Source organism: Alteromonas sp. W12 (genome assembly GCF_001924945.1).
GTDB lineage: Bacteria > Pseudomonadota > Gammaproteobacteria > Enterobacterales > Alteromonadaceae > Alteromonas > Alteromonas macleodii.
On the sequence record NZ_LQXH01000001.1, the window covers coordinates 986,597 to 1,009,814 of the forward strand.

At 44.4% G+C, this 23,218-nt stretch carries 21 protein-coding genes; 9 read left to right on the forward strand and 12 right to left on the reverse strand.

Annotated elements, in window-relative coordinates; all coding sequences use genetic code 11:
* Positions 1-148: 148 nt before the first annotated feature.
* The 6 genes from AWH61_RS04165 to dkgB all read left to right on the forward strand — a co-directional run bounded on the left by AWH61_RS04165 (position 149) and on the right by dkgB (position 5,490).
* Positions 149-1,006 (forward strand): PHP domain-containing protein, encoded by an 858-nt coding sequence (locus tag AWH61_RS04165; protein WP_075176270.1) that lies wholly within the window; start codon positions 149-151, stop codon positions 1,004-1,006.
* Between the two features lie 226 nt (positions 1,007-1,232).
* Positions 1,233-1,853: an L-threonylcarbamoyladenylate synthase gene (locus tag AWH61_RS04170; protein ID WP_014948946.1), complete on the forward strand. Its 621-nt coding sequence runs from the start codon at positions 1,233-1,235 to the stop codon at positions 1,851-1,853.
* A gap of 224 nt (positions 1,854-2,077) precedes the next feature.
* Positions 2,078-2,941 carry a segregation and condensation protein A gene (locus AWH61_RS04175; RefSeq protein WP_075176655.1) on the forward strand — a complete coding sequence of 288 codons (864 nt, stop codon included), beginning with the start codon at positions 2,078-2,080 and terminating at the stop codon, positions 2,939-2,941.
* Positions 2,928-3,521, forward strand: a complete 594-nt coding sequence (gene scpB / locus AWH61_RS04180) for an SMC-Scp complex subunit ScpB (protein ID WP_014948948.1) — start codon at positions 2,928-2,930, stop codon at positions 3,519-3,521. Before AWH61_RS04175 ends, scpB begins: the two co-directional genes overlap by 14 nt.
* 40 nt (positions 3,522-3,561) lie before the next feature.
* Positions 3,562-4,458, forward strand: coding sequence for a 23S rRNA pseudouridine(2605) synthase RluB (gene rluB, locus AWH61_RS04185; protein WP_014948949.1), 897 nt, complete (start codon positions 3,562-3,564; stop codon positions 4,456-4,458).
* 228 nt (positions 4,459-4,686) lie between these two features.
* Complete coding sequence (dkgB, locus tag AWH61_RS04190) at positions 4,687-5,490, forward strand: 2,5-didehydrogluconate reductase DkgB (RefSeq protein WP_039225720.1); 804 nt, start codon at positions 4,687-4,689, stop codon at positions 5,488-5,490.
* A 223-nt stretch (positions 5,491-5,713) separates the two neighbouring features.
* Here the strand turns inward: dkgB and AWH61_RS04195 are convergent, their stop codons facing one another.
* Together AWH61_RS04195 and AWH61_RS04200 are read right to left on the reverse strand one after the other, a co-directional pair.
* A complete protein-coding gene (locus tag AWH61_RS04195) occupies positions 5,714-6,277 on the reverse strand; it encodes a sugar O-acetyltransferase (protein ID WP_039225718.1) in 564 nt (187 codons plus the stop codon).
* A gap of 40 nt (positions 6,278-6,317) precedes the next feature.
* Complete coding sequence (locus tag AWH61_RS04200; RefSeq protein ID WP_075176271.1) at positions 6,318-6,989, reverse strand: DUF4097 family beta strand repeat-containing protein; 672 nt, start codon at positions 6,987-6,989, stop codon at positions 6,318-6,320.
* A 550-nt stretch (positions 6,990-7,539) separates the two neighbouring features.
* On the opposite strand from AWH61_RS04200, the gene AWH61_RS04205 reads away from it, so the two are divergent.
* Positions 7,540-8,034, forward strand: a complete 495-nt coding sequence (locus tag AWH61_RS04205) for an arsenate reductase family protein (RefSeq protein WP_075176272.1) — start codon at positions 7,540-7,542, stop codon at positions 8,032-8,034.
* Between the two features lie 12 nt (positions 8,035-8,046).
* Positions 8,047-9,333, forward strand: a complete 1,287-nt coding sequence (locus AWH61_RS04210) for a DUF445 domain-containing protein (RefSeq protein ID WP_075176273.1) — start codon at positions 8,047-8,049, stop codon at positions 9,331-9,333.
* A 133-nt stretch (positions 9,334-9,466) separates the two neighbouring features.
* Here the strand turns inward: AWH61_RS04210 and tmpT are convergent, their stop codons facing one another.
* The 6 genes from tmpT to AWH61_RS04240 all read right to left on the reverse strand — a co-directional run bounded on the left by tmpT (position 9,467) and on the right by AWH61_RS04240 (position 16,871).
* Entirely contained in the window at positions 9,467-10,120 is a 654-nt protein-coding gene (tmpT, locus tag AWH61_RS04215) for a thiopurine S-methyltransferase (protein ID WP_075176274.1), read from the reverse strand.
* Positions 10,121-10,225: 105 nt separating this feature from the next.
* The gene (locus AWH61_RS04220) at positions 10,226-10,582 is read right to left on the reverse strand and encodes an outer membrane protein assembly factor BamE (protein ID WP_012517879.1); all 357 of its coding nucleotides are present in this window, start codon (positions 10,580-10,582) and stop codon (positions 10,226-10,228) included.
* Positions 10,583-10,706: 124 nt separating this feature from the next.
* The gene (recN, locus tag AWH61_RS04225) at positions 10,707-12,392 is read right to left on the reverse strand and encodes a DNA repair protein RecN (RefSeq protein ID WP_039225597.1); all 1,686 of its coding nucleotides are present in this window, start codon (positions 12,390-12,392) and stop codon (positions 10,707-10,709) included.
* Between the two features lie 401 nt (positions 12,393-12,793).
* Positions 12,794-13,303, reverse strand: a complete 510-nt coding sequence (dps, locus tag AWH61_RS04230) for a DNA starvation/stationary phase protection protein Dps (protein WP_014976104.1) — start codon at positions 13,301-13,303, stop codon at positions 12,794-12,796.
* A gap of 259 nt (positions 13,304-13,562) precedes the next feature.
* Positions 13,563-14,438: an NAD(+) kinase gene (gene nadK / locus AWH61_RS04235; RefSeq protein ID WP_014948959.1), complete on the reverse strand. Its 876-nt coding sequence runs from the start codon at positions 14,436-14,438 to the stop codon at positions 13,563-13,565.
* Between the two features lie 90 nt (positions 14,439-14,528).
* Complete coding sequence (locus AWH61_RS04240) at positions 14,529-16,871, reverse strand: fatty acid cis/trans isomerase (protein WP_075176275.1); 2,343 nt, start codon at positions 16,869-16,871, stop codon at positions 14,529-14,531.
* A gap of 210 nt (positions 16,872-17,081) precedes the next feature.
* Here AWH61_RS04240 and AWH61_RS04245 point away from each other — a divergent pair, with 210 nt between their 5' ends.
* Positions 17,082-18,269 (forward strand): iron-containing alcohol dehydrogenase, encoded by a 1,188-nt coding sequence (locus AWH61_RS04245; protein WP_249922599.1) that lies wholly within the window; start codon positions 17,082-17,084, stop codon positions 18,267-18,269.
* Positions 18,270-18,357: 88 nt separating this feature from the next.
* Here AWH61_RS04245 and AWH61_RS04250 read toward each other — a convergent pair whose 3' ends face one another.
* The 4 genes from AWH61_RS04250 to AWH61_RS04265 all read right to left on the reverse strand — a co-directional run bounded on the left by AWH61_RS04250 (position 18,358) and on the right by AWH61_RS04265 (position 23,021).
* Positions 18,358-19,125 (reverse strand): 3-hydroxybutyrate dehydrogenase, encoded by a 768-nt coding sequence (locus AWH61_RS04250; protein ID WP_075176276.1) that lies wholly within the window; start codon positions 19,123-19,125, stop codon positions 18,358-18,360.
* Complete coding sequence (locus AWH61_RS04255) at positions 19,118-20,188, reverse strand: extracellular catalytic domain type 2 short-chain-length polyhydroxyalkanoate depolymerase (protein ID WP_075176277.1); 1,071 nt, start codon at positions 20,186-20,188, stop codon at positions 19,118-19,120. Before AWH61_RS04255 ends, AWH61_RS04250 begins: the two co-directional genes overlap by 8 nt.
* Complete coding sequence (locus tag AWH61_RS04260; RefSeq protein WP_075176278.1) at positions 20,185-21,621, reverse strand: E22 family MetX-like putative esterase; 1,437 nt, start codon at positions 21,619-21,621, stop codon at positions 20,185-20,187. The genes AWH61_RS04255 and AWH61_RS04260 overlap by 4 nt, the downstream gene beginning before the upstream one ends.
* A 104-nt stretch (positions 21,622-21,725) precedes the next feature.
* Entirely contained in the window at positions 21,726-23,021 is a 1,296-nt protein-coding gene (locus AWH61_RS04265) for a GntP family permease (protein ID WP_014976110.1), read from the reverse strand.
* Positions 23,022-23,218 lie beyond the last annotated feature (197 nt).

Genomic DNA, 23,218 nt, shown 5'->3' on the forward strand with positions numbered 1-23,218 from the left:
TCACTGCTGTTGAAATATTGTATGAATGCATGAATTACTCGTTGTTTTTCCAAACTTCAATAGGATTTGAAGCGGTTAGTACGTATACTTTGTGTGTATAGAAGAAAACAAATTGCCGTTTGTGTCAACCTAAAATTTGCATAAGACATTGAAAATAGATCTACACAGTCATACAAAATTTTCTGATGGCCACCTAACGCCAGAAGAATTAATCCTTCGCGCGCACACCATGCAGGTGGATGCGCTTGCCGTTACCGACCACGATACCGTAGCCGGTTTGGAAGAAGCACATGTTACCCAATCGAAGCAAAAACGTGCATTAACCATTATTGATGGTGTTGAAATTTCTACCACTTGGCACAGTTTCGATATCCATATAGTTGGACTAAATGTGGACAGACACTGCCCAACGTTTCTTGAGCGGCTGCAAGGCCAGTCTCAAACCCGAGAAGCCCGAGCTGAAAAAATTGCTGATAAGCTCGAAAAGTGTGGGTTTGAAGGTGTTCTTACGCGAGCAAAAGCGCTGGCGGGCGTTGGCCAGGTGACACGGGCGCACTTTGCGCGCGTATTGGTAAACAACTACGGTGTGCCAAGTATGGACGCCGCGTTTAAAAAGTATCTTGGCAAAGGCAAACGAGCTGCAGTTAAAGCAGAGTGGCCAAGCATCGAAACGGCTATCGAGTGGATCCACGATGCAGGTGGACAAGCTGTACTGGCTCATCCTGCTCATTATGATATGACAGCGAAGTGGCTACGGCGCTTGGTGGCCTTGTTCGAACAAGCCGGTGGCGACGCCATTGAAACCGCATTTCCAGGTATCAATAAAACCAAACAAGAGCTTATTAATGAGCTTGCAGAAACCCATCAGTTATTAGCATCGGCGGGCTCTGATTTTCACTTTCCGTCTCGTTGGACTGAGCTGGGTAAGAACCTCGGCATTAGCAGTAAGCTCACACCCGTATGGCATAATTGGAAACAATTTGAAGGGCAGATGGTTGAGAGCTAAAAAAATCTAATTTGCAACGCTCTCGGTATAAATGGGCAAGGTAAGGCAAATGGTTCACGTACGGTTGATGAGCGCTATAGCTAATTAAAATGCCGAGAGTTGGTTAGTAAAAAGCTTAAAAGCGAGTTTTACCATCGAGCTTAACCAGCAAGCTTTACGAGTGGACAGACACTTACCTCGTTGGCAAAGTAGTATCGCTCTGCGCGTTTAAGAAAAGGAAGTAATTATGAGTCAATTTTTCTATGTGCACCCCGACAACCCGCAAAAGCGCCTAATTAGTCAGGCTTGTGAGTTAATTCGAGAGGGGGCAGTGGTGGTGTATCCGACAGACTCAGGCTACGCCATAGGTTGCCAAATGGAAGACAAAAAGGCGCTTGAGCAGTTGTGTCGTATTCGTCAAATCGATAAAGACCACAACTTTACCTTAATGTGTCGAGACATGTCTGAGCTATCAATTTACGCAAAGGTAGACAACACGGCGTTCAGGCAAATTAAGAACAACACACCAGGGCGTTACACCTTCGTGTTGAAAGCGACCCGCGAAGTACCAAAGCGTTTGCAAAATCCTAAACGTAAAACCATAGGTATTCGCGTGCCCGATAACGCCATTGCACTTGCATTATTGGAAGAACTGGGCGAACCATTGATGTCTACGTCTTTGATTTTGCCAGGCAATACCATGGCTGAATCAGACCCAGATGTCATTCGCGACAACTTAGAAAAGCAAGTAGGGCTTATTATTCATGGTGGTTACATTGGTGAGCAGCCCACTACCGTGGTTGATTTGTCGGAAGACACACCAGTTATTGTGCGACATGGCACGGGTGATCCGTCTCCCTTTGAATAACTTTCGTTAGGCTGACTTTTTGAAGAGACTGTTTTAAATAGGTTATTTTAAATAGCTTCTTTTGCTAGTTGCAGGTGAAAGTTATAGTAGGAAACCGTAAGCTAAGTTTCTAAGGCCTGTAGCGCTTCAGTTTGCAGCGAAGCGCTGCAAGTTCTCGTGTGAACGCGTAAATAATAATATCAATAATCGCCGCTTTGTTAGCGCGTAAAAACGGTTGTGGAACTGTGTCAGAGTTTGTTGAAGACAATAATAACGATAATGACGCCTCTATTGAGAAGGGGCTTTCGACACCTGTTCAGCAGCCGTTGCCACTTGCGTTTATTAATGGCGAAGCGCTAATTGAAAAGCCTGAAGATCTCTTCATTCCCCCCGATGCACTAGAGGTCATATTAGAAACCTTCGAAGGGCCGCTCGACTTACTACTTTATCTGATTAGAAAACAAAAGTTTGATATCACCACACTGCCCATCGCTGATGTTACCAAGCAGTATATGGAGTATGTGGATGCCATGATGTCGCTAAAATTAGAGTTGGCGGCAGAGTACTTGCTGATGGCAGCCATATTGGCAGAAATTAAGTCTAGGCTTCTACTTCCTAAACGCAGTGACGATTCCGACGAAGAAGAAGACCCTCGAGCAGAGCTTATTCGCCGATTAAAAGAATACGAGCTAGTAAAGCAAGCGGCAGAAGATTTAGATATTCAGCCTAGGCTTGAACGGGATATTTTCACCACTCACGTTGAACTAAGTGAGAATGTGGCGCCAATCCGCATTGAGCCCGATGTATCTTTAGCTGAAATTGTATTGGCATTCAGTGCGGCCATGAAGCGCGCTGAAGCGTTTGAACACCATACCATTGCACGGGAAGCACTGAGCACGCGAGAGCGCATGTCGCTCATCTTGTCGTTACTCACAACAACAGAATATACGCCACTTGAACGCCTATTTACGGTTGAAGAAGGTAAAGCTGGGGTAGTGGTTTGCTTCTTAGCAGTTTTAGAATTAGTAAAAGAACAGCTAATTTTATGCATTCAGGCAGGTCCTTATGCAAAAATTCATGTAAAATTAGGTGCCCATGAAGAAAATTAACACGGCGCAGCTTAAACAATTGGTAGAGGCAGCAATATTTGTTGCTGATAAGCCTATTTCAAAGCAGCATTTAAAAGAAACGGTACTCAATGAGTTTACCGTCGCTGATAGAACCTTGAGTAAGGTGATTAACGAGCTAAAGTTAGACTATCAGCCAAGAGGCATTCAACTGGTGGAAGTAGCAAGTGGCTATCGCTTTCAATCGTTAGATGCGTTAAGCCCGTGGTTAAGCAAATTGTGGCAGGAAAATGCGCCAAAGTATTCTAGAGCAATGCTCGAAACCTTGGCACTCATTGCCTATCGTCAACCTATAACCCGCGGAGAAATAGAGCAGGTAAGGGGCGTGGCGGTAAGCAGTAATATTATAAAGACACTCACAGAACGAGACTGGGTAAAGGTAGTAGGTCACAAAGAAGTGCCTGGGCGACCAGCGCTTTATGCAACTACCAAAGGCTTCTTAGACTATTTTTCGATGACGTCGTTGAGCGATTTGCCCAATGCTGATGCTTTCGAAAACATGGCTGAAAGCGTTGCGTCAGACTCGCCGCTTAAGGTGTTAAATGAGGCACCGTCTGAATAGACCGTGCGACCGTAAACAAGCAATTAAAGAGTGAAAACCCATGACTGAAAAGTTGCAAAAAGTACTGGCTAACCAAGGGCTAGGCTCGCGACGAGAAATGGAACGTTGGATTGAAGAAGGCCGAGTATCGGTCGATGGCACCAAAGCAACATTAGGAGATAGAGTCGACCACACCGCACAAATCCGTGTTGATGGTCATTTGCTATCTCGTCAAACAGAACAGCCAATTTGCCGAGTGTTGATGTACAACAAACCCGAAGGTGAATTGTGTAGCCGTCACGACCCTGAAGGTCGCGATACGGTATTTGACCGTCTACCCGCTATTCGACTAGGGCGCTGGATCACCGTTGGTCGTCTAGACATGAACACCAGTGGCCTGCTGTTATTCACTAACGATGGTGAACTAGCTAACCGCCTAATGCACCCAAAATGTGAAGTAGAACGCGAGTACGCAGTACGTGTATTCGGTGAGGTAACAGGCAAAACACTACATACCCTTCAAAAAGGTGTAGAGCTGGAAGACGGCGAAGCAAAGTTCCTGACAATTTCAGGTGCGCCTACGCCGCAGCATGCTGAAGATGAAAGCATGAACCGTTGGTACAACGTAACGTTGAAAGAAGGGCGTAACCGCGAAGTGCGTCGTCTTTGGGAGTCGCAAGGCGTGCAAGTTAGCCGCTTGATCCGCGTTAAATATGGTCCAATTGAACTGCAGAAGCGTCTACCGCAAGGTGCGTGGGTAGAACTAGGATTAGAAGACGTAAACGCGCTTCGTAGCCATGTTCAATTGCCGGATGAAACGCAAACTATGGTTAATGTACGCCAGGGTAAACTTGACCACGCTCGTTTAAGTCGCATGCGTCGCTCGGTTAAAAAGCATAAAGTGCGTAAGCAACAAGGCTTAAATAAACGAGCTGGACGTCCCGCCAAACGTAAGTAATACTTAATTTATTCTTCACGTGTAAGTGATTACTCAAAGCCGCAAGCGTTCGCTAGCGGCTTTTTTATTTCAGTGACGTGCATTCTTCAACGTAATCACTAGGTTTGTCTCCAATTTAATTCTGATTTCAGTCACGATGATTACGATCTTCTTTCTAAGCGATGGCGTAGCAAAGTGTGAAGCTGCTACGTCAAGTAGTGTAAGACAAACACGGAAAAGGAGAGAGTAATGAAAGATATGCCTCAGTTAGGAATGGGAACGTTTCGGTTGAAAGGTGACGAGGCCCGTGAGTCAGTCAGTAAAGCGCTAGAGGTTGGTTTCAGACACATTGATACCGCACAATTTTATGACAACGAAGCACAAGTTGGTGATGCCATAAAAACCAGCGGCCTTGATAGAAGCGAACTGTTTGTCACCACCAAGGTGTGGCACGAGTCATTGGGCGATGCTCATTTTATTCCAAGTGTTCACGAAAGCTTAGAAAAGCTGAAGCTAGAATATGTTGATTTGCTTCTTATCCATTGGCCATATCCTGGCAATGATATTTCACTCGAAAGTTACTTAGGCAATCTTGCGAAGGCGAAAGAGCAAGGGCTTACTCGTCATATTGGGGTGTCTAATTTCACTATTGATTTGTTAGATAAGGCCGAAAAGGTTCTTGGTAAAGGCGAGATTTACACCAACCAAATTGAAATCCATCCTTTCATGCAAAATAAGAAAGTTGTTGAAGCGTGTAAGGAAAAAGGCATAAAAGCGACTGCATATATGCCATTTGCGGTAGGAAAAGTAATGAAGGACGAAACGTTATTGCGAATAGCGCAAAACCACGATGCGACGCCAGCGCAAGTTGTTCTGGCGTGGATGGAGAAACGTCACATTTACGCAATCCCTTCATCAACCAGTAAAGTACACTTGGCAGAGAATTTAGCTTACGGTGGTGTACATTTAACTGATTCAGAGCTCGCGCTTATTGATGACCTAGATAACGGCGACCGAATTGTAAACCCAGATTTTGCTCCAGACTGGGATTAACGATTTAAAGAGCGCGTTTGTCTTTAGACTACTAACGAGATAGCGTTTAATTTTACCTAGCTCTGTGTACTAGGCTAAAGTCAGGGGCCGCCTTTGAGGTACTAATGGCGGCCATTGAAGAGTCTTTGAATTACCGGTTCAGATTAAATCGATAGATGTGACTTGGTATGGACTCGTGTAAAGGTGTTTTTTAAGGCATGTGATACCGAAAACATCACATGCTCTATTCGGCTTGCTCTATTTCTTTGATGACTTTGGCGGGGTTACCACCTATGACCACATTGTCGCCAAAAGACTTAGTTACCACCGCGCCAGAGGCCACAACCACATTGTCTCCCAACGTTACGCCAGGGTTTATGACCGCCATACCACCAATCCAGCAATTATCGCCAATAGTAATGGGCTTGGCGAACTCGATGCCGGTTGCCCTTTGTACAGGATCTAATGGGTGCGTAGCGGTGTACAAACCGACTTGAGGCGCAATCATGCAGTTATCACCTATCGTGACCTTCGCTGCATCTAAAATCACACAATTGAAGTTAGCGAAAAAATTTTCGCCTACGTGAATATTTTCGCCGTAATCACATTTGAATGAAGACTCAATGTAAAGCCTTTTTCCAGTACTACCAAACAGCGCTTTTAGTAGTCTTGTACGCTTTTTGTGGTCACTTTGACAAGTTGTGTTGAGCTCGTCTAATTGCATACGGCATTGCTTGCGCAATGCCGATAATGTTTTGTCTGACGGAAAGTATAAATCGCCAGCAAGCATCTTTTCTTGTTCAGTCATGCATTTCCAGTAGGTAAGCTTAAATGATTAAGCCAATACGTTACTGTGCACTGCCGTAGCTTACAATGACTTTTTGTTTTAGTTCATCGCTTTCAATGTCTAAGTTGACAGGGCGGTGCAAAACAATGCTGCCGTCCACAGTAACCGATGCACTAATCGATAGGGTAGGTTTGTTGTCTGATTTCTTGCCCCAAGCGCTTTCACTTTCCTTATATACGATATCGCCTAAAATGTGAGAAGAGCCAGACAAAGTAATATCGCCGTTGAGTGTTTTGATGTGTTTTTCAATGGTTGTATCGACGGCTGTTATGTCTCCATTCACTGTTTCAACGCTACCGCCAATTGCACTTTGCGTAGGAAGCGTAACATTTCCATTCACGGTCTCTACACCCTTAAGCACATTGAGGTGTGAAGCTGCACTTACATCGCCATTTACAATATCGATATTTCGGACAGACACATGGCTACCCATTTCAAGATTGCCGTTAACGATGCTGACTTCATCCGCGCCACCATGATCGCTAATTTCCACATTGCCATTAACAGAAGAAATATCACCAGCGTGTTTCCCTTCAGCTATGTCAATATTGCCTAGAATAGAACTGAAATCGCTGCCTTCTAATGCGCTAGCGTCGCCAACATGGATAACGCAGCCAGTAAGCAAAGAGGCTGAAAGCAACATAGCTGCACTAGCAATAATAGACTTTTTCATATTCTTATATCCTTGATTGTTTCATAAATACTTAATAACACGCTTTAACGGTATTGATATCAAACACAAATTTTGTTGTGTATTTATAAAATACATTTCACGTATCATGCCACTCTTAAAAAGCATTTAAAATCAAAAGGTTAGTTTAATATGCTAAAGGGGGGAGACTGCATCAATGGTGTAATAACTAATTTTATAGTTTCATCTGCCACCGGATGGCGAATTTGACCATTTTGTACCACATGGCCCTAAGCTCAGAAGGGGACAGACACTCGCTTGAAGAAATTATTTTAAAGAAATGGACAGACACTCAATGTGAGTACATCTGTTTGGTTACAAGCTGCTTTTTTGAGTGTGTGTCCGAGAAGTACAGGCAAGGTTTTAGCCTATGTGAGTGTCCGTCCTCGAACTGTATTTGGTTACAAGCTGCTTTTTTGAGTGTGTGTCCAACGAGTACAGGCAAGGTTTTAGCCTTTGCGAGTGTCTGTCCTCGAATTTTAATAGTATGTTGGTATATGTGGTTTTTACTTTTTAGTGAGGTTAGGTGGCGATGATAAAGATTTATCACAACCCAGAGTGCGGCACGTCTAGGAATGTACTGGCGGTGATCAAGGCCGCTGGGTATGAGGTGCAGGTTATTGAGTATTTACGTGTTGGGTGGGAACGTGAACAACTAACTTATTTATTGAATGCAGCTAACCTTAACCCTCGACAAGCGCTTCGCACAACAAAGTCGCCTGCTGCTGAATTAGGGTTACTTGATGAAACAGTGAGTAACGAAATCATCTTTGAATTGATGCTGGAACATCCCGTTTTAGTGAATAGGCCTATTGTTTGCATTCCCAAAGGTGAACACGAAAAAGCAGTTTCTTTACCTCTTGGGAGAGTTGAAGGTAATTCCTATTCGAATAACGCGAAAGAAACAGTGAAATTATGCCGGCCAAGTGAAGCTGTACTGGATATTTTGCCTGTATGGCCACAAGGCCCTTTTGCTAAAGAAGACGGCACACCACTTATAGACCAAGATGGTAAACGAGTAATTTAAACGGAGTAGTTTATGCAGGACAAGTACACGCAATTGAATAAGGCTAAAAGGCTTGCATTGGCCTGTTTAATTTTTGCCGCAAGTGTATTTGTTTTAACGATTTTACTTCCTAAGTTTTATCCAAACTTGCAAGGAGCATGGTGGTTGGGGCTTATTAAGATGGCCAGTGAGGCGGCGCTCATCGGTGGTCTAGCTGACTGGTTTGCAGTGACGGCATTATTTAAGCCAATTCCAGCGAAGTACCCCATTCCGCACACCAATATCGTGGCTAGTAACAAGTCTGTTATTGCTAATAACCTGTCATTGTTCGTTAAAGAAAAGTTCTTTCATCCTGAAGCAATAGAGAAGCTAATTCGGGACAGCGACCCTGCAAAGGGCGCGGGAAGGTGGTTGTCACAGGATAGAAACGCTACCCGTCTAAGTCGCTTTCTATGCGATGCTTTTGCAGGCGTTCTGCGTGTGCTCGATGACAAACCTGTGAAAGCGTTTATCGCTAAAACCGCACAGAAGGGCATTAACCAACTTGATCTTAGGCAATTGATGGCAACCTCGTTAAGCGCCGTTACGAAAGAGCGCCAGCATCAGGTAGTGCTTGATAGGGTGTTAGGGAAATTGGCCTCACTGCTTGCAGAGCCAGAAACCCAAATCTACATAGCAGATACGTTAGTAGTCTGGCTAAAAACTGAATACAGTCGTATCGAAAAGCTATTGCCGTCTAGTTGGCTAAGCGAGCAGGGGGCACTCATTGCTGTTAAAGCGGTTTCAAGTATTTTGGAAGATGTATACGAAGATGAGCATCACCCCATTCGCCATGCATTTGATGAGCAAGTACACGAATTCCTCTACGAACTACAGCACAGCCCGTTAATGGAGAAAAAGGTAAACAGCTATCGGGAAAAAATTATTAATGACCCAGCGTTAAACGCGTATGTTCAGCAATCATGGGCCAAGTTTCATCAATGGCTTTTAACGTCTCTTGAACAGCAAAATGGTAAAGCAGAAACAAAGGTGTCGAGCCTTTTAAACGATTTGGGTACCACGTTAACGCAAGACAGTGAGCTAGCAAAAGCGTTCAATAAGCACATTGGAGAAGCGGCTAAATATATGGCGCCTGAGTTGGCTGAATTTCTAACCCGTCACATTCGCGACACCATCAATAGTTGGGATGAACGTGAAATGGCTGAGCAGGTAGAGTTGAATATTGGCCGCGATCTTCAAAAAGTTCGCATAAACGGCACGATCGTAGGCGGGTTGATAGGTGCAATATTGTTTGGCATAGAGGCACTGCTTGGCCTCTAGTCATTTATTTAAGCAAGTCGCATTAGCTGGTGTGGGTATGAATAGCTTTAGTGTCGCTGTTAATCAGCGCTAAAACGCAAACTATAAAGCAACCATTTCAACGCTTTCTATTGGCAACAAATCTTAAAAAAGTCTACTTCGCCGTTAGTGCAAATACCAAATTATCAGCGTCTATTTTGCCTTTCAAACCGCCTTCAAGCACCGAGCGCTCTAACCTTTGAATGTTGTAGTCCGCTGAATAAAGAGCGTCGACGGTTTTTTCGTTTACGCTAAAGGGAGGGCCGGCCATTTCATTCTGGTCATACTCGAAAGAAATGATTAGCTGGGGGGCGCATTGAGTAATGGCCATTAAATGCGCAGCATATTGCTCGCGAAGCGGGCTAGGCAGCGCGACTAAAGCGGCTCTATCATAAATGCCCGTAACGTCACCTAAGTCGCTTGATGTAAGTTTAAAGATATCACCTACGTAAATGGTTAAACCGTCTTTAGCGTAAATTTTACCGTTGGAAGTAGTGGTAACAGTAGGCTCTACACCTAGCTCTTCAAACAGCTGTATAATAGCCACTTCGCTTAGCTCAGCACCAACCACTTCACAACCCTTGGAGAGTAACCAACCAATATCTCGGGTCTTTCCACATAGTGGTACAAAAATGCGCTTTAAAGATGTGCTAGGACTATCGTCGCCAAACAGAAAAGACGCATACTTTACCAGAAGTGCATTCCCTTCAGGTTCGTGAAATCCAATCTCGTTCTTTTGCCATTTACTGTGCCAAAAACTATGTTCCATATAAACCTCAAGTAAGTAAGCGATATATCTCTAAAAAAACAGACGTTTTTATGAAGGGTATTAGAAACAAAAAAGGTAGCGAGAAACGCTACCTTTTAAACAAAATTAGTTATCAAGCGGTGTATTGAAGTCTTCAGATAACTCGAAGTCACCTTCAACCGTTGTCACTTTGTTGTCTACAAAGTTAATCACCATTTGCTTTTGAAAATCTTCACCACGCTTTTTCATACCGCGCTTCATATCGTAAACGTAGTACCAAGTGTCATCGTCGAATGAGTCTTGAACAACAGGGTTACCTAGTACATAAATAACTTGTTCTTTTGTCATTCCAACGCGCAGCTTTTCCACATCTCTTTGATCAAGGAAGTTTCCTTGAGGAACGTCGATTCGATAAATCCAGTTCGAGCAAGCGGTTGATGTTAGTGTGATACCAAGAATTACTAATAGGTGTTGCAACTTCATGCGTTAATTTGTCCAGTATTGCCTTTGTTAGTGTCAATGAACTTCGCTAAAGCGAATTTCGAGACTGTTTTATTGCAAGCGCGAAGGCATGCTACATTGACAACTATGACCAATCAACTGCATTTTAGTTCGATGCTGCGCTTTTAAGCAGTTCTTTTGCATTCGCTAGCGCCGACTTGGTTACTTTATCACCGGCTAATAGTCTTGCAAGCTCATCGATCCTGTCTTGCTTCGTCAACGCCAACATCTGGGTTTCAGTACTTTCCCCGTCGGTAAGCTTGGTAACAAACAATTGATTATGTGCCTGTGCCGCTACTTGAGGTAGATGGGTAACACACATTACTTGCGATTGTTTACCTAATTTACGTAAAAGCCCGCCAACGATTGATGCTGTTGGGCCGCTAATGCCCGTATCGACTTCATCGAAAATCATAGTAGGGGTAGCGTGATGGCCGCTCGCGATAACCTGAATAGCCAGTCCTATACGAGAAAGTTCACCACCTGATACGACTTTTTCTAATTTGTCTGCATCTTGACCAGGGTTGGTAGACACTTTAAATTCTACGGTATCTAGACCTGTGCTCACCGGCTTCTTAAGTTCGTCGTATTGAATCTGAATATCCACTTTTGCGTGGGGCATATTCATTTGGCGAATTTGCACTTCAATATCTTCGCTTAGCTTACCAGCAGCACGTTGCCTGCTCTCGGAAAGCGCTTTGGTCGCGGTTAAATACGTTGCTCGTGCTTCTTCTACTTCGCCTTCAAGCGTACCTAACAGTGTTTCCTGTTCCGATAAAGCATTGAATTCGGCGGCTAGCTCTTGGTGATGCTGATAAAGTCCCTCTGGCATCACAGTATGTTTACGGGCAAGTTCCATCGCCTTCGCATAGCGCGCCTCAACTTGCTGTAAGCGAAGTGGATCGATCTCTAAGTGATCGCAGTAGCTACGTAGCTCTCCTGCCGCTTCTTCTACTTGAATTGCTGCATCATTAAGCATTGCAATGATTGGCGTTAAACTAGCGTCGTGCGCCTCTAATTCGCCTAAACGTTCAATACTGCTTTGTATAACTGACAGTGCGTTGCCTTCATCGCTTTCATATAAATTGTATACGCTAGTCTGTGCTTGCTCTAAAAGGCTTTGCCCGTTACTCAGGCGTTTGTGCTCTATTTCTAACTCTTCAAATTCACCCTCTTCAATGGCGAATTCATCAAGTTCTTGAACCTGATAAGTTAACAGCTGAATTCTGTCTTCGCGCTGCTGGGCTTGTTCTTGAAGCGCCTTTAACGTGCGCTGCTTATCACGCCAAAGAGAGTAGGTTTCTCTAACCTGCACTAATATGTCGTTGTGCTTAGCGTAACCATCGACTAATTCCCTTTGATGGTCTTCTTTCAGCAACTGTAGGTGAGTATTTTGACCGTGAATGGCCAACAAAAACTGGCCTAAGCCTTTTAACTGCTGAAGTGAGGCGGGAATACCGTTGATAAAAGCTTTTGAACGGCCTTCCTTTGAAATAACTCTGCGAATAAAGCAGCTATTCTCATCTTCATCTGAGGTGAGCTCATGTTCATCGAGGAAGGCTTTAGCTAATACATTGCCGTTTAGAGAAAAGTGAGCAATGATCTCCGCTTTTGCGCTGCCTTTTCGCACCGCATTGGCATCAGCGCGCTCGCCTAAGCACAAGCTTAAGGCATCAATAGCAATTGATTTACCTGCACCGGTTTCTCCGGTTATAGCAGTCAACCCGTTTTCCAGTTGAACTGATAATTGTTTTACAACAGCAAAATTAGAAATAGAAAGATGCGCTAACATAACCACACTCGAATAAGTTGAACATGATGATATATACAATAACTGATAATATATACAGTATTTTTTCTGTGTAAAGTTAAGTCGTAAATATTTTACTTAAAAATTAAAGTGGATTGTGAAAAGATTAAAGAAATCAATATTGTACAGAGCGTTTGAAAAGGAGTGGTTATGAGTAACCCATTAATAATAGGCTGCGCTAGATGCGTTCGTTACAGTGGTTATACAGTAGTAAATTAGCTCAATGCTAAGTAGCTGAATAACTCAAAAGCTAGCGGTAAACAATTCCACAACGCAGTAGAGAACCTGATAGCAAAAAGGAGAGCGTAAGCTCTCCTTAAAATTCAATTTCAATTAAATAGCAGGTAGTCCGAATAACTATGTGGCTTACCAGCAATTATACATTATTGCTGTAGCTCACCGCTGCCAGACTCAATGTGCGCGCGCACAAACCACTGGAACTGTTCTAAATCTGCAAGTTGGCCGGTGATCATATCTTCCGATACTGGGTCAATTTCACCTAAAAGCTCTAACGCTTTTCTATGGTCACCATTTACACCGTCATATACGGCATCCAGCGCCTTAAGGTGGTCAAGTACTAAACCTTTACCCAATTCATAATCGTTCCAGCTGCGACCTTCAACAATGGCTTTTGGTGTACCTTTCGGTACGCCACCTAACGTGGCAATTCGCTCTGCAATTGTGTCGGTCATTTCGCGTACCGCATCTACCTGCGGGTCCAACATTTCATGCACACCGATAAAATTTGGTCCTACTACATTCCAATGAATGTGCTTCAACGTTAACTGTAAATCTAATAGTGCAACCAATCGCTGATCCAATACCTTGATTGTTTTGGCAGCTGCATCGTTATCCATTCCAGGGGCTGTAAATTTGATATTGGTGTTACTCATGATATCTCCTATTGAATGCAAATAAGTCAGCGGGATGCGAAACATCATTTAGGCCAAATAACAAAGGCCTTGTGCTGACGACTTGAAGTAATAGGTGCAACAGGTATGCCGAAGTCTTATATTTCTATAAGTCTTGGTTTTCGTTAAGGAAATTAGAGAAGATTAAAAAATCTTTATTTTTCAAGCCTGTAGCAATCAAGAAAATGCTACAGGCTTATGTAATAAATGCACATGGAATCGACTAAATGGAGCAGGGAGGTTAGTAAAGCTTACTACCCCAACCTAACTTTTTACGAAGTACATTGAAGTAGCTGTAGCCCTTAGGGTGAACAAGATGAAGCTTGTCTACGCTTTTGTTTATTCGAATTTCATCACCAGGTAGCACCGGCAGAACAATATGGCTATCGCAACTCACTTGTAGCGAGTCACTATTAACCTTTGATACTTTCATCGATACCTGACTGTCAGCATCAACAACGATTGGACGGCTGCTCAGTGTGTGAGGAAACATGGGTACCAACGTAAGTGCATCTAGCTTAGGCATAATAATCGGTCCGCCCGCTGATAAAGAGTAAGCCGTTGAACCTGTAGGTGTGGCTACTATTAATCCGTCGCTGCGCTGACTGAATACAAATTGCTCATCGATGTAAATTTCAAATTCCATCATATGGGCAACTTTTCCGTGGTGAAGCACCACTTCGTTTACAGCAGAGTTGTTACTTTTAAGCTTTTCGTGTCGATAAACTTCTACTTCAAGTAAGAAGCGCTCTTCTACTACGCATTCACCGTTAAAGATAAGGTCAAGTTGTTGAACAATATCATCGGGGTGGATATCAGTTAAAAAGCCGAGATTCCCGCGGTTTACACCGACAACGTGAATGTCAAAGCGAGCGAGCACACGTGCTGCACCAAGCATGCTGCCGTCACCGCCTACCACAACGGCAAGGTCAGCCTCTTTGCCAATAGTGACAAGGTTACAGCTTTTGAAGTTTTCGGTTTCAAGCTCTTCAGCAATACTTTCCTCAACCAATAATTTACAGCCTTTTGCCAATAAATATTCGGCAAGAATGTTTAGGCTGTCGTGGGTTGCAGCGTGCTGAGGTTTTCCAATTAAAGCAACGGTTTGATAGGGCATGGAATGCTAATGTCCTTTCATTTCCAATGGTTGGACATTAGCACAGGTTTTTTGCAAAAGAAAAGCGTAAAACGGCACACAGCGCAAGGTTTAGCGATCTTCTAACCGATTATAGTCGAGAAGACCGCCTTCAATAGGATAGCGCTCGCTAGACCATTGCATTAATTTATCACTAAACGCCCAAAAATTAGGGTTGGTTCGGCGCATGCCAACATCGTCGAGCAGGGCTTTGTAATCGGCTTCGCTTTTAATGGATTTAAGCTTCTCAATCGAAGACGTTATCTCTGAGGCATTGATATACCAGAATGCGTCAGGGTAACTGCCCAACAAACCATGAACTAGCGTGATTGAATCTTTAGAAGGCTCCCGGTTTTCCTCTTCTGCAAATAGGCTATTTACATTGTAATGCGCGCTATTTCTAAGGGCAGTGAATACATCAATGTTGTCTGGGTTTTTGTCGTCTTGAATCACAATCATGGTAGTTTCAGGCATCAACGTCGCTTGTTGAGCAGGAAGCGAATCTAAGCGCTCTAATGCTTCGAACTGTTCAGCTGATAGCAAACGTTTATTGTAGGTTGAGGCGTTCGGTTGAACTTTAGCCAAGTATTGCGATAACAATTGATAAAGTTCTTGTTGAGGATTATCTGTTTCGAACGCTATGCCAGAAGGCTGTTCGAAACTGTTGATATCACCTTCCAAATAATCGGTAAGTTCAGGGCTTGCGTTTTGATACCAATCGTCGAGAAGGTCATGGCGGGTAGTTGGAGGAAGTAGATTAAGGAAGTTCGATTCACCTTCCATGCGCAAGAAATCCATATACAAACGGGTCATTAGTTGGTGACCATAGTTGCCGTAAACGTCGAAGCCCGCCACGAGTAAATAGTGAATTCGCTCTAATAAGGCATAGTCAATCACCCATGCCGTTTTGGTCGGCTTACCAATCATTCCTTTTGCTACAGTGGCGTTATCGAAATGACGAAATACGGTCAAGCTGGCATTTGTGTTGTTGCCGTCGCCATCCCAAATGCTCGACATGTTTAGGTGCTCACCGTTTTCAAACTCACTATTTAAAAAGGTAGTTCTTGCACGCATATATTCGCCTTGGCGCTTTGCGTATTTAACCCAGTTTACCGCAAGGGCCGAGCTATCTTTTTCAGCGGGAAGGTGAAGGTTTTCTTTTTGAGAAGCGTAAAAAGCATTCACTTTTTCAGATGCTGCAATGTCTGGGTCGACAAAGAACACCCAGAATCGATCGTTAATGACGTTAAGCGCGACTTGGCCTCTGCACACGGGACCTTTGATATAACCCATAATAGTGTTTTGCGCGCGCTCAAGCATAAATCGATAACGACTTTCTACTGGCAATAAGGTAAAGGCCGTTAATGGATTGGCCGCCACTTGGGGTTTGTATGATGGCAATGTTTCTACAGAAAATTCTGCGTCGACAAACCACGATTGCCATTTATCCATCAGTGTTTTATTAATGGCGTACGCTTGATGTGTTTTACTCACAATAGTTGAATGCACTGGCTGTAGACGATAGTAAACGCGCTCGACCTCCGGATCGTCGAAGGGTCTGCGAGTAGCAATAATATCTAACGCTTGTCCGGGTGGTGTACGCGAGCGCACTAGATTAAAAAACTGAGGCGTTTTACCTTTTTCTGAAATATCTTCGAAATAGAGGTGAGACGTAAACAAGTGTTCGTAAATATAGCGTGCGGAAAGCTGCATCTTGTTGCTATCCCCATTAAGCCACACTTCCAAATCAAGTATGTTCTCATTCAGTTCTTGTGAGAGCGCTTTGGGTAAAGGTAACGGCGCACCATGGTTTAACCACTGAATGAGTGTCGTGTGCTCTGCATCCGACAGGGCTGGCAGTGCGTAGGGCATGCCTCCCAGGGGCTGGCCTGCTATGTACCCGCCCATTTCATCTATTGTTGGGCATTGGTTTTGTCGATTTAAGCTTATATCGAAATTGTCACCTAAATGAGCGGTGTTGGGCAAAGGGTGCTGTTTTTTTAACAAAAGCATTTGCGCTAGCACCGAAGATTGGGTCGGCGAAGCGTTAGGTTTTTCTTTCGATTCGAGCACGTCGAAAAAGCCACGCTCTCGCCATGCGTCTACGTTGTGGGCGTCGAGAAACATTCTATTGGGTTGGGCAGCGGTGAGTCGTGTCCCTTCATAGACTTTTTCTTTGTTAGCACCTCTGGCTATACCCTCTGGAGATGACATCTTTAGTTGGCATGGCGCATCGTAACAGGCGTGGCAGACAACACAGCGCTGCGTTAGTACTGGGTTTACTTGTGTGTCAAAGAAATTGTCGGGCAAATTCTCCATGGCGGGCATGACGTTGTTTGATGAAAGTAAAGGTGCGTCAGGTTTCGGCCATTGCCATATCGCTATAGCGATAATTGCTATAAGCAACGAAATCATACCGAGTTTCTTCATAATCGTAGTCCACAGAAAAGTTCTAATCAGTTTATCACTCATTTCACGTACGGTGATGTTAATAATTAACCATTAACTCTTGGCAATGGAAACAACCACGTATTTGTAAGTATTTGGAGGAAAGCTGGAGAGGTAGTGGGGCGGTAACATTATTTTTACATTGTCATTGCTTTGGGCGTTGTACTAGGTATGCTGATGAAAAGAATTCGCAGCGAGGGAAACATGTCTCATCAAATTATTCTGCCAAGAGTGATGCACATAGGGAAAGGGGCGAGTCAGCGGGTTGCTGAAACGCTAAAAGGACTCAACTGCCATAAACCTTTACTGGTTACCGATAAAGTTATGGTTGAGTTGGGATATAGTGCTGCCATAGTACAGGTGCTGGAAGAGGCAGGAATAAGCGCCGATGTATTTTCAGATACGGTGCCAGAGCCCACGGTGAGGTCTATTTATCGCGGTGTGGATGCATTCAAAACCCACGCTTATGACAGCATCATTGCTTTAGGTGGTGGAAGCCCCATCGATAGCGCAAAGGCCATCGCTATTTTGGGTAAGTACGGTGGCGAAATGCGAGACTACAAATTCCCGCGGGTTGTAGATGAAGCGGGGCTGCCGATCATTGCTATTCCCACAACAGCGGGAACGGGCTCAGAAGCAACGCGATTTACCATTATCACCGACGAAGATACCACAGAAAAAATGTTGTGTGTTGGTTTAGGGTTTATGCCAACGGCAGCCTTAGTCGATTATTCATTAACGCAAAGTTTGCCTGCCCGCGTGACAGCCGATACAGGCATTGATGCGCTTACTCACGCTATTGAAGCGTTTGTTAGCCGCAAAGCCAATCTTTACAGTGATGCACAGGCGTTATCAGCCATGGCGTTAATTGCGCCTAATCTACGCACTGTTTTTGCAGACCCAACAAATGAAACGGCGAGAGAATCAATGATGCTGGGTTCAACGCTCGCGGGCATTGCTTTTTCAAACGCCTCAGTGGCCCTTGTTCATGGAATGAGTCGACCCATTGGCGCTGCTTTTCATGTGCCCCACGGCTTGTCGAATGCCATGTTGTTGCCCGCGGTTACCGCCTTTTCTATTCCTAGTGCCTCTGTGCGTTATGCTCAATGCGCTCGCGCTATGGGTGTTGCTACCCAAAGTGATTCAGATCAGGTGGCGAATCAAAAGCTTATCAACGAACTAAAAGCACTGAATGCAGATTTGCAGGTACCTACGCCTGCCGACTTCGGTATTGATAAAGAGGCATTTTTTGCAGCGACGTCAACAATGGCTGAACAAGCTCTGGCATCAGGTTCTCCCGGTAATAATCCACGCATCCCTACCATTGAAGAAATGGTTGCCATCTACGTATCTCTTTGGGAATAACGCTTTTTGCGAAAACACTAAATGAAAAAAGACTGCTTATTGCAGTCTTTTTTATGTGAAAAGAAATATTGTGTAAAAAGCTTGCGGGCTATCGTGCCGTCCAGCCCCCATCAAGCACCATGGTTTGCCCAGTTATATTGCGGGCACTGGGTGACATTAAGAAGCTTGCGGTATCGGCAAGCTCTTCAACGCTAACAAATTGCTTTTTAGGCATGGGCTCTAGCATTATTTTTGTTATTACCTCTTCCTCGGTAAGATTGTTTTCTTTTGCCTGAGCTGCAATTTGTTTTTCCACCAATGGTGTTTTCACATAGGCAGGGCAAAGGGTATTGATAGTCACATCACAGTCACTCGTTTCAAGGGCGATGGTTTTTGCAAAACCCAAGAGCCCGTGCTTTGCCGCCACATAAGCTGATTTATACGGTGAGGCTACCAACGAGTGAATAGAGCCTACATTGATAATGCGCCCATAATTTTGCTTGCGCATGGCTGGCAAAAAAGCTTGGGTTAACAGAGCAGGGCCAACAAGCATGATATTTATAAGCTGCTGCCACTTATCAGCAGGGAAATCCTCTATGCGTGAAACGTGCTGAATACCGGCATTGTTTATAAGTACATCAACGGTATGCTTCCCTAGTACCTCAGGTAGCGCTGCGACTTGTTCTGCATTGCATACGTCTACCGCTACTGCGCTGGCCGATCCGTCTAAATGCGCAAGTCGAGTCACAGCCTCTTTTGCTGCCCGTTCGTTTATGTCGGCGATGATCACATGGTGCCCTTGTTTCACCATTGACTCAGCAATGCCAAAGCCAATGCCGCTTGCTCCACCCGTGATAAATATTGTGCGCTTAGTCATTGTTACTTCCGTTGGATTTATTTAGTGAAGGTGCACTATTTAATGAAAACAGCAGCTGTTTTACTGCGTTTATTTGTGCGCCGTTCCTGTTGGCGTAATCGCCAGAGGCATAGCCCCACCAATCCCAACAGCCTTGTGGATTTAACGGCATGAATAACGACTTCTTAGTTTGCGGATAAAGCACAACAATATTGTTGTCATCAGCCCATTCATTCAGCCCCGTTTGGGTAGTGTAGGCATCGCCTACAGCATCTGCATACTGGTTACAGCCGTGGAAACTAATATGGGCTCTGCATGGCTCGCCTTGTGCACAGCTTTCAGGCACATACACAAAGCCTTCACTTGCTAATGTTTTGGCATCGTCACCCGCTATTTTTTGCTGATCAATTGAATGAATTTGCCCTGACAGTGACTCGTCGGGTGTCGAAACATCTTCAACAAGATGAGAGAGCATAGCACCTGCTGCATCGTAATCGCAGTTTCCAATGAAGGGGCTCTCTGATTTCATGCAGTTAACCCCATTGTTTTTGGTGGGAAAAAGGTGAGCCATCGGTTTGTCATTGATATAGGCAATATTTTGTGTGTCTGTCCACAATTTGTATTGCTCAAATAATAAATCGCTCACTGGTGCAATCACTCTGGTGTCTTGCGTACCGTGAAAAAGCCAGACTTTTGTGTCTTTCATATTGGAAAGCGACGCAATTTTTCCTTCAGTTTCATACTGTTTGGCTTTTTCATTCAGCGCTTCAAGGTTAATTTCTCCCTCTACCTTGTTCACGCACTGTGCCAGGGCAGTGGTTATATCACCTTGTGCACAGAAATACGGGCCGCCAGCAATAACGCCAACGCCTTTTACCCAGTCACTGTGTGCTAACTGAAATTGTGTTGCCATGTAACCGCCTGAGGATAAGCCAGATACGGTAACGTTCTTTAAATCAAGAGTGAGTGACGGAAGCGCGTCTTGCGCAGATGACTCGTTACCGAATACCGGTACACTAACGGCAAGTGCGCTTAATACAGACAGACAAAGCGCGTGGCGTAAAAAGGGGGTAGATTTCATCATTGCATTGCTGCCTTATCATTTTCTAAAAATTGGCGAATAGCCTGAGCCTGAGCGGATACATTCGTCACGCCTTCCAAATGACCTAATTTGCCATTTAGCGTAACCAATGTGCTGTCGTTATTCATTGAAGTTAAACCATGGTGTGCACTTTGCGATAAGTAGGGCATAAGAAGCAAATCAGTTTGGGCTGGAATAAACAGCGTTTTCGCCTTTATCGACGCCAGCCCTTGCTCAAGATTACCTTGATGCCCAGCAACGAAGAGCTGGCAAGCTCGAACCAAATACAAAAGGTGGTTTGCGTCCATGGATTTTGCCCGGGTCTTTGCTCGCTCACGTAGCCAATTCACAATACTGTGTGATTGACGTATATCATTAAGCGGCGCCGACTCAACATTTTTATACCCTAACGTGTTGCCGGTTTGGTTGAAAAAAGAAGGGGTAAGGGCATTTTGCGTAATTAACATGAGCGAGGCAGCTAAGCCATTAAGGGGGGCTTGCTCTTTGGAATAAGCGCCGTTGTTCCAGTTTTTATCTAGAGTGATTGGCGTTGCCCAGTGTTCCAATGCCGCGGTAGTCCATGCATCGCTTTGACCTGCGCCGATAACTGAAATCATACGTTCAACCCAGTCTGGGTAAGCGCTCGCCCAATCGATAGCTTGCATAGAGCCCATAGAAGGCCCAATAACCGCATACAGTTTGCTAATACCTAAACTTTCGAGAAGTGCTTTTTGAACATTGACAAAATCACGTATTGTCACGACGGGAAAGTCTAAGCCATAGGGTTTACCTGTATCTGGATTTATTGACGTAGGACCGGTTGTAATAACGTGCGGGTCGTAAGCGTTTAGATTGGCCAGCGTATCAACGCTTATTACATAAAAGCGGTCTGTATCAATCGCCTTGCCGGGGCCGATAATACTATCCCAGTAACCTGGCGCTGGATCGTTTTCATCGTACTTTCCAGCGGCATGAGAAGATCCAGAAAAATAGTGGGTAATCAGTATAACGTTACTCTTAGCATCATTTAGTGTTCCGTACGCCTCCCAGCCAACTTTTACGTTTTTAATTTTTTTACCGCCAAAGGTTGTGAAATGAGGCATTTCAAAAACGCGTTTTTCTACCATCAGCGCAGCATTGGAATGCGAAGCGCTTGGCAAGGAAGAAACGGGCTCAGAAGTAGGTGCTTTTGAAGAACTGAGCAATGACGATGTATCGTCGGATTCGCCAGCAATGCCCTGGCAATGTACCGTCAACATTAGTGTGGCAAATAATCCCACCAATGAGCGCTGTTTTTTAACTAAAAACACCTCAACCAAGTTTGCTAATGCTAACGGTTTCTGTACTCGTTGTGAGCTGAGCTGTTTCAATAGCTTATTGATTCCTTTGCTCTTATTCCACACTAACGTGGAAGCAAGCGTCTTGTTCCAATTCATACTTTCTTATCCTTTTCTCAGACCGCATTTTCAGATGGCAATATTTTGCAAGAGTGACCTATTTGTCATGCGGTCTTCGACTATATCGTTGGCTTTGACTAATGCTACATAATGCTAAACAGGCCAATGGCCATAGCAAGCCCAATAACTGGCACCACAACTGTTAGCGCACCAACCGCCCAGTAGGCAGCCTGATGGGTTTCGTTACAAATGGCGCGTATGGTAGTAACCACATAGCCATTGTGAGGTAACGAATCTAATGCGCCTGATGATATAGACACAATTCTATGTAGCTGTTCTGGCTCTACGCCTTGGTCAAGGTAATGCGGAGCCACCAAGGGTAAGGCAATGGCTTGTCCGCCAGATGCACTTCCTGTTAATCCTGCAATCACGCTTACGGCAATGGCGGCACCAATAAGCTCGTTACCAGGAATTTGGGTCATAAGCGCTACTGTTGTTTGAAACGCTTCGGTGTTTTTTGCTATAGAGCCAAAACCTACAACAGCGGCGGTGTTACCTATGGCGATCAATGCGCCGGTGGTACCCGCATTTATGGCAACAGGTAAACTGTGAAAATGTTTGTAGTTAATAGCCAGCAAACACAGTACGCCGCCGCCTAACGCCAGAATAAGCGCAAGCTGAGCGAGTTCTTCATGGAATAGAAACGAAATGACTAACACCACGACTAACGGCACAATTCCGGTAAGCGGGTGGGGTAGCGCTCTGTCTCGCACTTCAGGGTCGCTTGCTCTGGCTTCAAACACCTCGCCGTTATTAACGGCTTTTCTGATCATCTTAGCAAGCCACCAGTAACCGAAGCATGCCATGAATATGGCGACGACAAGGCTAACTTCCCACGCGGCAAAAGGGGAGGTACCTAAATACTTTATAGGGATCCAGTTTTGGATTTCTGGCGAGCCCGCGGAGGTCATCGTAAATGTTACCGACCCGAATGCCATGGCAGCAGGTATGAAGCGACGGGGTAGGTTGGCATCTTTAAACAAACTCACCGCCATAGGGTAAACAGAAAACGCTACCACAAACACGCTTACACCACCGTAGGTCAAAATAGCGCAAGCTAGCACAACAGCTAATACGGCACGCTTGTAACCAATTTTGGTGATAATCCAGCGAGAAACAGCATCTGCTGCGCCTGTGTCTTCCATGAATTTACCGAATAACGCACCAAGTAAAAACATGAAAAACCAAGAGGCGATAAAGCCAGAGAAACCACTCATATAGGTTTGAACGAAGTTTACGTCGCCGGTGAAGACGCCGATATTGTTGGTAATGGCAACTACAAGCGCACACAAAGGTGCAGCAATAAAGAGGTTCATTCCGCGTATTGTCAAAACAATAAGCAACAACAGACCGCCTACTAAGCCAATCATACTTAACATAGTTATTATTCCTTAAAAAATCTGTGACCGCAGATGATCCTAAACAGTTAAGTCGATTTAAGATTTGCTTACACTCAAAACCACAAAGTGTATACAAATCAGATAAAAAGCGTTCATAACAGACATAAAGTTTGACGTTACTTTTATCAAAATCCCATAGTACGATGGTACTACATACTATTAACAAATAATTAACT